A 12,977-nucleotide genomic window follows, 5' to 3' on the forward strand; every position below is an offset into this window, starting at 1 on the left:
AATTGAAGAGGATTCTTGGGAAGCTTTGAAGCCGCCAAGCAGTAGCATCAAAGATTATTTAAACACCCCAAAGTGTAAGAAGCGCCCTCAAGGAGGGCGCGAAAATAAATAAGGCTCTATATGAATCGACGATTCGCCTGAAACAGCCTTGGTCGATCAAACTGGTCTTTTATCCTCTCTTTGAGAATTGGCTTTCCTCTGCGGTGACACCTCCATATCCCGGGACGAGCGACCAAATCCGGGTATCAATTCCATCATTCTGTAGCTTTCGCATAAAATAGCGAGCTTGAATAGCATCATGTGTCGCAATTACAACTTGAAAGTCATGCTCAACAATATAGTCTCGTAGAACATCAAATACAGAGGCCGCATGTACTAGATCATGGTGCTGTGTAGGATCATCTAGTAGCAAGGCTTTCCAAGGTGACCAATGATGGCTCACAGCCATCGAAAGAAGAAAGGTGAGCTGTAAGTCCGTTAGCTGTGCCTCACTCGCGATAGCAGGAACAGAGACTTTGCTATCATGTAAGGGCGCCGATATCTCTGCGCGATCTTTCTTGTAAGCGCTATAGAAATCCAAGCTTGTTCCTGAAAACCTTTGATCCCTAATAACCCGTTTAAGAAGCGCCTGCCAACGTGGCACTACAGAAACAACATGTTTCTGGATATTTGAGATCTCGGTAGATAAAAAACCGCTGAGTGATTCCATCGCATTCGAAAGCAATGTGAGGCGTTCTACAGCCGTTCTTTTATCTTCTGTGCGCTTTTTTAATTGGTGAGTAAATTCATCCTCTGATAAATCGCCACGTCGGCGATCCAGAAACTCCTGAGTTGTACGAGTTTTCTCAAAATTATTCCAGGCAATAACCTCGCTATTAATAGCTACTAAAGTGCTATAATGATGCTCCAATTGTGAGGTGGTCGCTTGAAGCTGCAGCTTGTGTCTTTGTGCCACCTCTGAAACAGGGTCCCCAGGCAGCTTTAATTTACTCCAGGATGCACGAATACTTGAAACTCTTGACTGCACTTCTCTCACTTGGTTCTCAAGCCCTGAAATTGTAGCGCTTATTTCAGAAATTTGAGACTTGCTTTTTTCTAGCAAAGAGTAATTTTCTCTTACTGTTGAATTCAGCTCGTAGAGCTGTCGGTCTTTCTGATTTCTGTCGGCTGATAGCTCTTCCAAAGATCTAGATGGAATGTCGCAAGATCTTATCGCTGCATAAGATGCTTTGGCTTGCTCAAGTCGTGCAATCGACTCAGAACGATTTTTCCTTTCAGTTTCTAGTGAACGACTTACTTCATCGTAGGCGGTTTTGACTTGATCGAAGGCATCCTTTGTCACAGGAGTTTTAAGATGTTTTTGTTTTTCTGCAAGCTGTCGCCTACCTTTATCATTCTCTTCTGCCCTAGTCTTAATAAATTCCTTGGCGAGAGATAGCGTGTCGCTTGCAACAAGAGGGTGAGATCGAAAGTGATCTATCCTTGAGACCAAATCGGCTTGCTGAGCTTCCAGTGAAGATAACCTATTCTGGCATTCCTGCAGTTCAGACAGTGCCACAGATACAGCTTCTTCACTGGCTCTTAGCTCATCAGACGCCACCTTGAGGCGACGCTCGGCTTGTACCAAGTGAGGGTCTATAGTCTCTAATGCTTCATTTACACGTTTCTGCAGTGTCTGTGGGCCATGTTCTTCCCCACATAATGGACAGTCACTACGATCCGCTGGCAAGTGAGATGCAATTAATGCAACAGCCTGACGCACAGCATCAGCCGAAGAGTCAATTGCTATATGATTATTCTTGGCTTGGGCTTCTTCGGTTTGGCGTTTTTCGCGTAAAGATTGTGCATCTTGGACTTTCACGCGAAGAGATTCTAGTTGCTCTCGTGTAGCATCAATAGCCACTGATAAATTATTTTTTCCCTGAGCAGCCTCAGACCACTGATCCACTAACTGCTGGGCTGATCTCAGATCAGAGTCTTTTTTATCTAATATCTTTAATTGCTCTCTTATTTGCTCATGCTGGGCACGCTCATGCTCGTTTTTTTCATGCTCTTCTTTTAGTTTGGCGTATTCTTTTTCAGCTTTAATTAGTGCATCGTTAGCTTCTTGAAACACAATGGTGCGCTGGTCAACTTCTTGCTTGGCATTGGCCTCATTTACGTACCATTCTAACTGCTGTGCAACCGATTTACGTAGCTGCTCAACACGCGAAATCTCGTTCTGAAGCTCCTCCTGGTCAGTTGCTAGTTTTGTGCGTTCATGTTTCTTCTGGTCAAGTGAAGAGTTTTCCTTAGACAGTTCTTGATGAAGATAGTCTAGCCTTGCTTGCTGAGAAGCAAATTGTTCTATCAGATCCTCGATACCAGTCAAGGCTGAAGCTTTATCGCGCAGGCTTTCTATCTTGGACTGGAGTATATCTTCCAGCGTTGAGTAAATGGTCTCCATCGCATCTTGCCTGACAGGTTCAGAAAGAAGCCCCATTGGCAATTGTTCAATGCATTGTGTCTGTTGAGCGATCTCAGTAATTGAACTAGCGATTTTCTCTCTACTACGGAGTGCTCCTTCGGATTGTGATGCCGAGTGATCACGATCATCTATCAAGCTTTGCCATTCGGCTAACTCTTCCTCAAAGGTGGCTAACGCCTGTTTGGCCTGCTTGGCTTGATCTGTAATGGAACGTCGAATGCTGCTTAGAGAAGAGCTTACTTGAGAGCCATCTCTGCTAATGGGAAGTCGAGATAGTTGAGAGCCGGCAGATTTTGAATCAGCTTGGACTAACCACTCTTTTTCTCGTTGATCAAGAAGATGAGTTAATCTTAGCAAAAAAGGAATGTCAGCAGGATCGGTGCCAGGGAAAATATTTTCCAGACTGCCCCTGCGAATTATTTTGCCTTGCGCATTAACTTCAGATGATACTTGTGTTTTCCCAAAGTTGAGGCGAACATTTGCCATGTCTTGAGAATCGCGAATTATAGGAGTTAAGTCTTCTCCTAAACGTGATATTTTTCCGGTAAGGCCAAGCTCAACAGCTTCAAAAAACGCTGTCTTACCAGTACCGTTTGGAGCAAGCAAAATAGTTGCACCGGGGCTGAGCTTGATATTTGTCTCTGGCCCAAACCGTCTGATATTGGAAAGAGTGATGGATTCAAGCTTTGTCATTGCTACGCCTCACTATCAAAAGCTTCTTTACTTAAATCATTGGCAATCTCGCTCCCGTTTTTTCCGGAAAGTAGTGAGTTTCGCCAAGAATCAAGATGGTTAACTGTCCAAGGATGAGCATCTCCGAGTGAAGCTAAAGCAGCGAGAAGTGGGTCATTGAGACTTTCTGAGCTTGCAGCTGATGAAGGTGCTGATAAAAAAGTGCGGTCTAAGAAATCATCCGCTTCCTCAAACTCTCTTGCAACCACTTTTCGGCAGAAACGATCGTCTGTTTCTATTCGTGCGGCATCTTCAAGAGGGATGTTTCTGATTAACATAAACATATATAAGTCCGCAGTTTGTGGTTCAGGTAAAATGTCACGGAAATCGGCTGCCAACCGAAAAGCAGCTTGAATCGACAAGCTGTTAAAGGGGAGGTCTACAATTAAGATTGTTCTAAAACCAGCGCTCGGACTATTTGAACGCTTGAGTCTGCAAATTTTAAAGTCAACCCCTGAGTCTGGGAAATCAAAGAGATCTTGATCTATGACAGGTGTTTCGTACCGACCTTCGGCACGTTTTATAATAGCCTCTATCACCCCTTGGATTGTCATCATTTTAGCCTCCTTTCCCATTACCTTCGATTGCATTTTGACGAGCATCATGTTGCTCTTTCAAATGCCTTCCAAAATAATCCTGCAGTTTATTTAATGATCCTTTTCTTAGCTGATTGAAGGATCTGGAACGCGTGACTAATAGATATGGCTGTCGTTCGGCTGCCATGCTTGTAGCTGCTTCAGCATCATCTGCCATGCCTTCGTTGAGCAACTCAGAGGGGGAGGCACTGACACCTGATAGTATAACGACAGCGGGTGGGTTGGGTCCGGTAATGGCAGTTAAACTGTCATCAGACAGTTCACGTACTTCTTGGCTATCACCTGAAGGGCCAGACCAGTTTTTAAGTGCAATGCTAAGCACCTTCCCACAACTGGGAAATGACTCCCAATCTGCCTCGCTGTCCCCAACCGCAACTGCTACCAATAGTAATGTTTCTATGGCGTTAACTAAAAGATTTGTATTTTTTGGTCCAATACGTAATGCGTGCTTCTCATTTGTACCCTCGGTTGGCGGGTAAAGCAATTTTGCTAATAATTGTCGCCGGCATCCTGAGTCATTTGTCAGCTTTTCTGACCAGACTTGCCAAGTCGCCTCCATAGCAGACATCAATGCTGTATCATTAATTCTTTCAAAACGCTCTGAGAGCTTATCACACAGCCGCTCCCAGACAATATAATCCATTGATTTGTCTAGGTCTTCAGCCTCTTTTCGTGTATCAATATGGGTTTTTAGCTCGCGCTGAAAGGCACAAGTCAGGGCTTCACTATTTTCAATCCATGCTAAATCTTCAAGATCGGCTTCACTATTGCCGAGGGTGTAACCAAGCTCGTTAAAGACGAAGCTACGCCACAAAGGCTCCTGGTAAATCAAACCTTGCTTACCGTTTTGCAGATGGAGCGCCAAACGAAGTACTGCAGAATGAAGAGTTAGGTTTGAATTAGGAGGAGTATAGTCTGCATAGACTCTTAAGCTACCATTTTTTGAACTCTGTCCCCATAATTTTTCGACCACAGTAACGGAGCTTTCTGAAGCTTCACCGTCTACGTCGTGAATCCCTGAGACAGACCAAAGGTAGCCAGAGCCCTGACTTTTTGGACTCATAAGATACTGAGTCCATGTCTCTATTTCTGGCCTAAGATAGTCGTTAAGATGGCGCAGTAAAGTGCGAGGTTTTATGCTGGCAACATCTGAAGTTTCACGGGTAATGTAGTCAAGAAGGAGAGCGAGCGTTGAGCTAGAATCTGTGAAATGCCGTCCCAGTAGGTTTATCACCTGCTGTTCTACATACTCATCGTTTCCTACACAGGTAACCTTACAACGGCTTAGAGCATTGATGATATGAGTCCAATCACTAAAGCCACACCAAGTGGTCAGCCAGTTATAGGCTCGAGTTGTAGGGCCATCATCCCTGTTTTCGAGAGCATTAGGTGCTATCCCATCCTGGCCGCATGCTTTGCAAAGTTCTTCCAGATGGCTGACTCTAAGTTCTTTTTTTATTTCAAGGTTGCCGCCCATCAAAATTAAGTTGAAAAATCTTTTGCTATTTGTGTTTTCTTTTGACCACTTGGCTAGGCTGAAAAAAGCCGAATCAAGAACTGAGCTAGCAGGCTCTTGCTCTTTTTCAGAGCCTTCTTTTTTTTCAGTCCCTTTCGGTTTTCGTAGCTTTGCAGACGCTTTTGTTTTATCGGAATGTTTGTTGCAAAAGCCTGTTGTTTGCCTCTTGATTTGAAGATGTTCATAGCTTCCATCATTATGATGGATTACGATGTCATCCCATTCAGGAATGCCGCCTTGTTCACTACCAATCTCAACTGGTGCAGGCTGTCCTGAAATGAATTTGTCTAGCATGTCCGACAAGAATTGAGCAATAATAATTCTCTCGAATTTTGATTTTTGCTCAAGCCGGAACCTTTTAATCATTTTGACATCCCTTCATTCCCGTTTTGTGGTGCTCAGCTATGCTGGCAGTCTTCCACCTTGCGTTGCATTTTACTATTTCAAGTTCATATTTTTATTGTTGTCTTGTGCTCGCATTTATCCAGTTTTTCCTGAAATGCTCCGAGCGTCCTCTCTCTTTCTCTAACTCCTGCTGGAGTCGCGTATTCTCCTTTCGAACAGAACTGAGCTCCTGCTTCAAACGATCCACCTTGTTGCGCAACACAGACTCTATATGACGGTATTCCTCAGAAGTGCGTGAAGGGACGGTCACACCATCTATCTCTGATGCAGATGAACGTGCATTATCACGCTCAGCTGATATGGATTCCTTGAAGTTATTATATAGGTACTGCCTGCTAACACCGGCGAGTGCAGCAATGTCTTTAAATGTTATGGCCTCATTACGCTCCTTCAAAGTCGCAATAGCTTCCTCTACAGCACGACGCTTCCGCAAACTTCGTTCTTCTCTGGCCTTAGCGAGGCCTTCAGTGGCTTTGTCGCTCATTCGACAAACTCCAGCTTTATCTGTTTGGCTTTCTGTTCAGCACCTTTGTAGATGCCGTCTTCTTCTATAGCTGAAACGATTTTGCCCAAAGAGTCGTAGACTTCTTTGTTCTTTCTGAGGCGTCGGCCTGTGATTTCTGACATTCTTGTTTTTCCTGACTCTGCAAGCTCTTGGGATTCTTCTTGCTGCTCTTGAATGAGAGCGTCAATGGCAAGTTTTTCAGACTTAAAAAATTCAACATCTTTTGCATCAGCCCTGAAATGTTTACATGTATAGCATGCGTTGGCGTGTTCACACCAATCTCCAATTTGAGCAGGCATTGAACAAGCTCCGCCACAGACACGAGTGGCTGCTAGTTGCTCCTTTCTGACAAGAAGCTCACCAATTTTATCATCGACACTGCCATGTATCGTAAAGAACCTTCCGCTACCTTTTTCCAGGAGAGCTTTTTTCTTCAATTCAAGTCTGTTGTTGACATAAACCGTCGCCATATCAGGACTGGTATGCCCAAGCTCCATCATGATATTGAGAATATCATGTCCGTTTTGAGCTAAAGATGTGCCCATCGTATGGCGGAGAGGGTGCCAAGAAAAGGCGAGGGCGTTACCTTCATCATCTCTCACCTGTTGGCTTACAACTTTTTTCTTTATCTCGCTCGCAGTCCATTGTTGAGACACAAAGCCTTCCCGAGTTCCCGTGAAGTAAGGGAAGAGGTACTTTGTTGGTCTGCCATGCTTTTGGACTATGCATTTTCTCTGGTCTTCAATAACTTTTATTAAAGCCGCGTGAGACTTGTCGCTTTTGGAAAGTGGCTTTCTGTTCCACTTCTTGACCTTATTCTGCCAGAAGTGGAGAATCATAAAGTTATCATCATCAGGATCATCCTTAAGACAATCATAGAGCACTGAATGGCCATCCTCAGCGCGCATGCCCGTAGCAAGGATTAGTATAAATATTTGAGGGGCAGGGGAGGGGGCATCCTTGACAGCCATCTGAAGCTCGTCAATGATGCGCTGTGAGTAGGAGCGTCCCACACCTTCGCTCGTATATCCTATTCGACCCAGTCCTTCTTTATAGTGGGTCTTCTTGATTTTCTTGACCGATCTTTTGGATACTGACAAAGAAGGCCATTTGTCAGAGAATTCCCTTGAGGCCGTTTTCAGCATCGCCACAGTGTCTGTAAACCAGTTTTTCCCAGATAAGCCTTTCCTATTGCCCCATGCTAAATACTCATCTTCAATCAACTCATCTGATATAAGAGCAGGAGAGGGTGTCTCAAATTTCTCGTGCATGAAGTCGCGGAAATTTATAAACCTTCCCATGTAACCAACAAGCGTGCTTGGGGCTAGCTCACCATGCTGAATCTTGTTTATGACATGAAAGCGTACAGCATCACGCAACCATTCAGGGTAACGGTAAAAATTAAGGTACTTGTCTGTGGTGCGCTGTGTGTCTTTGAATCTATAGTCATCTTCGCTATAAATGTCGTTGAGGTAGACAATCATCCGTCTATGAAGAGGTTTGAACTGTTCCCTCTGTATTATAATATTCTTGTGGATGTCGCCAGCAACTGTAATCCGCGCCGAGAGATACTCCTTTTCAATGATGCTGTTGTCATTAACATAGCTCTGCTTGCTTTTCTTTCTCTTAGAGTTATGAGAGTGCCTCGAAAAGATATCCAAAAACTCAGCATTATGTTTTCTAGAAATTTTTGCTTCGCTGCTCGAGGTATGACGAGTTGTAAACTCAGGGTGAGGTATATCTGCCAGGCAAGAAACTTCGAAGCGCTTGGATATTGCTTTCCAGTCGGTATTTAGCCATTTCATTGGCAAGCGTCTGCGCTCTACAGAAGAACGGGAGTTGTTGCGCTCATCTGAAAGAAATTTTGCCCAATAGCATTTCAGCTCAAGCTGTGGTGTCAGTGGTAGCCCGGTAAATTCAATAGGGCTGTTAATCCCAACATGCTCATTCGTAAAGCTCTTAATTGCTTTTACAAACGCTTCATCCCACACGTCACTAAAAAACAGCTTGCTGTCATAGGCTTCAATTTTTGCCGAGAGCTGCTCTCTATACAGGAGCTGGCTGTCGGCACTTCCCTGAATTACCTTTAGATCCATTTTACGCCTCTATCAGTGATATGCGGTAACTTCCTGAATTCTTCGAGGCGCTTTTCCAGTTTTTCTGGGCCCGTCAGATGAAGTTTTCGTATCTCATGGCTGAACAAATGTTTATAAAAATCCATGGTTGTCTGTGGGCTGGCGTGACCCAGGCGCTCCGCCACTTCGAGTAGTCCATAGCCGTCTACAATGGCTTCACTGGCATGCGTGTGCCTGAAATGATGCCAGGTGAAAGTCACAGCCGTTCGCTTCTTTAAGTAGTTCTTTAGATTCTCTGCATAACTTCGGGAAAGGGCTCGTCCAATGCTGCCTCGCTGAATATTACAAAATACATATTCGGTGCCCGCTTCAAAAGCGTCTTGATACTCATCGCTTGTGATGAAGTCTTCATACATATCGAGCAGGTAGTCCATAACCGGAATGGCACGAACACGTTGTCCTTTAGCCCTGGCACCATTCTCATTGTCGTCCCTAGGGATGATCCATATGATCTTATCTTCGAGGCCAATGTCTGTGTGACGGAGCCCCAGAGCCTCGCCAATGCGCATCCCTGTGTTGTAGAGCAATGTCACCAGAAAAGCATCTCTCAGCCTATGGCAAGCTTTGATGAGTAATAGGACGCTTTCTGGAGACAGGCGCTTTTCAGTGACCTGTTTCTGGATCTTCCCGATGTCACCGCGTAGGTAACGATCTTTCTGCTTGGTTGTGCGCCGGCTGTTGATGTGCTCGAGGAAGGGCTTATAGCTGTTGAGGCCCTGATGATGCTGTGATTGCGTTCCTCGGACGTGCTCGAATGGATCTCGGCCCTGGAGATAGCGATAGAAGGATTTGGTCGCCAAATGCAGCTGGTTTTTCAGCGATGCTGAAAGCTTCTGGAGAGAACGTGCATCAAAGGTTACGAGGTTTTCTGGCGGTGGCTCGTCTTTAGCGCTTAAAGCGTAGGGAAGCCACTGAAGGAAATGATCGTAATCGCTTACCGAAATGTCATAGATCGATTTGCCGATGGCGTTGAGGTAGCTACCTAGACGAGCCATGTGGCGTGCGTAGGCGACGATCGTGTTTGGTGAGAGGTTGGTTTCCTCAAGGTGGACGATCCAGTCACGCAGAGGGTCGACGGTGCCACCATCATGATCGAGCACGGTCCACGAGACCGCTGTGTCGCTGTAACGAATTTTGACGAGCCTCATGAGCATCACCATCCATGGAATGCTCCATATTTGACATGGTGAGCATATGAGTCAACCCGAAGGAGCTGATCTCAGCTCTGACACCTTAAGTGGACACAGTTGACATAGACACCCTTGGTGTCCGTATTAACATAATATATATTATGCGCAATCTATGAGGCGAAGGGTATTCGGGCCGACAATCACCAATAACGTGCATCTGCGCACCGGCGGTTTGCGTAGGTTTGTCCAAGGACGGCCGAATCCGACGAATTTTGTTAAAGCGTTATTTTTTCAGGCCGATTAGACAACGTCAGCATGAGAACCGGCAGGCTGAACACGCGATGCGACATATCGCCACAGGCGTTGCCACTTTGGCCCGGTTCACTGAACGAATTGACAATTTTGGGTACAATGACAGCCGCGAAATCCCTACTTCGTTGGCGACGTACGGTGCCGGATGATTCCATCGGGTGTCCTATTTCCAAGTTGTCAGCCCTGGCGAGCGGCGTATGATGCAGGCCGCTGGCCGATGTTGCAGGGCCGAAAAGCTTTCCTCCACTGGGGTCGTGAGATGAGAAAAAGGAACTCCCTCAAGTATTTGAGTGTGATGACGTGGCTAGGCGCGCCGCTGTTGTTGAGCGGTTGCGGATCGGCGTTGATGGATCCTTCGGGTGAAGTCGGCCAAGGTCTGAAGTCGCTGATCATTACGGCTTTCGGGCTGATGTTGATCGTCGTCATCCCGGTCATCGTGATGACCATTCTATTTGCGTGGAAATACCGCGGCACCAATCTGGCCGCCAAATACACGCCGAACTGGGAACATTCGAACGTCATCGAAGTGTTCGTGTGGGCCATCCCCTGCGTCATCATCCTATTCCTTGCCATCCTGACATGGCAGACGTCGCATGAGTACGACCCCCACAAGCCGATCGCCAGCGACGAGGAAACCATGACCATCGACGCTGTATCGCTCGATTGGAAGTGGCTGTTCATCTATCCCGAACAAGGCGTGGCCTCCGTCAATGAGTTGGCAATGCCGGTGGATCGTCCCGTGCACTTTCGTGTGACCTCGGCGACCGTCATGAATTCCTTCATGATTCCGAGCCTCGGCAGCCAGATCTATGCCATGGCGGGCATGGACAACGACGTTTACCTCGAAGGTAACGAAATCGGAACCTATCGTGGTCGTTCGACCAACTATAGCGGCGAAGGTTTCTCGGAAATGCTGTTCGATGCCCATGTCACGTCGGAAGAGAATTTCGATGCATGGATCGACGAAGTCCGTGGGTCCTCCGAGTCGCTCACGTTCGAGGGCAACTACCAGGATCTGGCGGAGCCGTCGATCGCGCATCCGATCGAGCATTTTTCCGAGGTCCCATCCGACCTCTACGAACAGATCGTGGGCAGTTTCCACACGGGTGGGGAGTCTTCTCACCACGCGGGATCGCACGCCGATCAAGAAGAGCAGTCCATGCCCATGAGTGCGCAGGCAGCGGAGTAACGAACCATGTTCGGAAAATTATCATTAGATTCAATACCTTTTCATGAGCCGATCATCATGGTCACGGTGGCCGCCATCGCGTTTGGCGCCGCCACGGTCGTGGGTCTGCTCACCTATTTTCGTAAGTGGGGCTATCTGTGGCGTGAATGGATAACCTCCATCGACCACAAGAAGCTGGGGATCATGTATTTCCTGGTCGCGCTGGTCATGCTCATCCGTGGTTTCGCGGATGCCATCATGATGAGAACGCAGCAGGCCATTGCCGCTGGTGGTGCTGAGGGCTACCTGCCCCCCCACCACTACGATCAGATCTTCACGGCCCATGGCGTGATCATGATCTTCTTCGTCGCGATGCCCATGGTCATCGGCTTGATGAACCTGGTCGTGCCGCTGCAGATCGGGGCACGTGACGTCGCCTTCCCGTTCATGAACAACCTGAGCTTCTGGCTCACGGCAGCGGGTGTGGTGCTGGTCAACCTCTCGCTGTTCGTCGGCGAGTTCGCCAAGACGGGCTGGCTGGCTTACGCCCCGCTATCGGGTATCAAATACAGTCCCGATGTCGGCGTGGATTACTGGATATGGGCATTACAGATATCCGGTATCGGTACGACACTGACCGGTATCAACTTCTTCGTGACCATCCTCAAGATGCGCACGAAAGGCATGACGATGTTCCGGATGCCGATTTTCACCTGGACGTCGCTCTGCGCTAACGTCCTGATCATCGCGTCGTTCCCGATTCTGACCGTCACCATCGCTCTGCTGACGCTGGACCGTTATCTCGGCTTCCACTTCTTCACGAACGATATGGGCGGCAACATGATGATGTACGTCAACCTTATCTGGGCGTGGGGACACCCCGAGGTGTACATCCTGATCCTGCCGGCATTCGGGGTCTTCTCGGAAGTCATCGCGACTTTCACGAAGAAGCGTCTGTTCGGTTACAAGACCATGGTATGGGCGACGGTTGCGATCACTATCCTGTCGTTCGTCGTCTGGCTGCACCACTTCTTCACCATGGGTGCCGGCGCCAACGTCAATGCCTTCTTCGGCATCACGACGATGATCATCGCCATCCCCACGGGTGTGAAGATCTTCAACTGGCTGTTCACGATGTATCGCGGCCGGATTCAGTTCACCTCTCCGGTGCTCTGGACCATTGGCTTCATCATCACCTTTACGCTGGGTGGCATGACCGGTGTCATGCTGGCCGTGCCGGGCGCGAACTTCGTGCTCCACAACAGCCTGTTCGTCATCGCGCACTTCCACAACGTCATCATCGGCGGCGTGGTGTTCGGCATGCTGGCCGGTCTGACCTTCTGGTTCCCGAAAGCGTTTGGCTTCACGCTGAACGAAAAATGGGGCAAGCGCTCGTTCTGGTGCTGGCTCGTCGGCTTCTACATGGCCTTCATGCCGCTCTACGCCCTGAGCTTCTTCGGTGCGATGCGTCGCATGCAGTCCTACGAGCCGACCGCCTGGCAGCCGCTGATGATCGTGGCGTGGGTCGGCGCCGTCATCATCGCGATGGGTATCGCCTGCCTGGTTATCCAGATCGTCGTCAGCGTGAAAGACCGCGAGCAGAATCGTGATCTGACCGGTGACCCGTGGGATGGCCGTACGCTCGAGTGGGCAGCCGCTTCTCCCCCCGCGCACTACAACTTTGCGCACCTGCCGACCGTCAGCTCCATCGACGCGTTCTGGGAGATGAAGCAGCAGCCGGGTGGCTTCAAGCGTGAACTGGCGAGCAAGTTCGAAGACATTCACATGCCCAAGAACACCACCGAGGGGCCGCTGATGGGGCTGTTCAGCATCATCTTCGGGTTCGCGCTCATCTGGCACATCTGGTGGCTGGCGATCGTTGGCGGTCTGGGCATCTTCATCACGTTCATGTTCCGTATCTTCAATAACGATACCGACTACTACGTGGATGCCGCAGAGGTCGAGAAGATCGAGCGCGCTTACTACAAACGGCTAGAGGTGCAGGTCTAAT

General features: G+C 48.0%; 8 protein-coding genes. 2 read left to right on the forward strand and 6 right to left on the reverse strand.

The features are described from left to right. Positions 1 to 169: 169 nt before the first annotated feature. From DOM41_RS13280 to DOM41_RS13300, 6 genes are all read right to left on the reverse strand, one after another. Positions 170 to 3,160, reverse strand: coding sequence for an AAA family ATPase (locus DOM41_RS13280; RefSeq protein WP_110687333.1), 2,991 nt, complete (start codon positions 3,158 to 3,160; stop codon positions 170 to 172). 2 nt (positions 3,161 to 3,162) lie between these two features. Beyond that, positions 3,163 to 3,804 carry an ABC-three component system middle component 1 gene (locus DOM41_RS13285; RefSeq protein ID WP_223160997.1) on the reverse strand — a complete coding sequence of 214 codons (642 nt, stop codon included), beginning with the start codon at positions 3,802 to 3,804 and terminating at the stop codon, positions 3,163 to 3,165. Continuing rightward, positions 3,758 to 5,677, reverse strand: coding sequence for an ABC-three component system protein (locus DOM41_RS13290; RefSeq protein ID WP_110687335.1), 1,920 nt, complete (start codon positions 5,675 to 5,677; stop codon positions 3,758 to 3,760). Before DOM41_RS13290 ends, DOM41_RS13285 begins: the two co-directional genes overlap by 47 nt. A 91-nt stretch (positions 5,678 to 5,768) precedes the next feature. Beyond that, positions 5,769 to 6,200: a DUF6262 family protein gene (locus DOM41_RS17530; protein ID WP_157956938.1), complete on the reverse strand. Its 432-nt coding sequence runs from the start codon at positions 6,198 to 6,200 to the stop codon at positions 5,769 to 5,771. Beyond that, positions 6,197 to 8,317 carry a tyrosine-type recombinase/integrase gene (locus DOM41_RS13295; protein WP_110687336.1) on the reverse strand — a complete coding sequence of 707 codons (2,121 nt, stop codon included), beginning with the start codon at positions 8,315 to 8,317 and terminating at the stop codon, positions 6,197 to 6,199. The genes DOM41_RS17530 and DOM41_RS13295 overlap by 4 nt, the downstream gene beginning before the upstream one ends. After that, positions 8,308 to 9,504, reverse strand: a complete 1,197-nt coding sequence (locus DOM41_RS13300) for a tyrosine-type recombinase/integrase (RefSeq protein ID WP_245391846.1) — start codon at positions 9,502 to 9,504, stop codon at positions 8,308 to 8,310. The genes DOM41_RS13295 and DOM41_RS13300 overlap by 10 nt, the downstream gene beginning before the upstream one ends. Positions 9,505 to 10,093: 589 nt before the next feature. On the opposite strand from DOM41_RS13300, the gene cyoA reads away from it, so the two are divergent. Next, entirely contained in the window at positions 10,094 to 10,987 is an 894-nt protein-coding gene (gene cyoA / locus DOM41_RS13305; RefSeq protein WP_245391865.1) for a ubiquinol oxidase subunit II, read from the forward strand. A 6-nt stretch (positions 10,988 to 10,993) separates the two neighbouring features. Beyond that, positions 10,994 to 12,976, forward strand: coding sequence for a cytochrome o ubiquinol oxidase subunit I (gene cyoB / locus DOM41_RS13310; RefSeq protein WP_110687338.1), 1,983 nt, complete (start codon positions 10,994 to 10,996; stop codon positions 12,974 to 12,976). Position 12,977 lies beyond the last annotated feature (1 nt).

The sequence above is a fragment of the Salinicola aestuarinus genome, from assembly GCF_003206645.1.
GTDB lineage: Bacteria > Pseudomonadota > Gammaproteobacteria > Pseudomonadales > Halomonadaceae > Salinicola > Salinicola aestuarinus.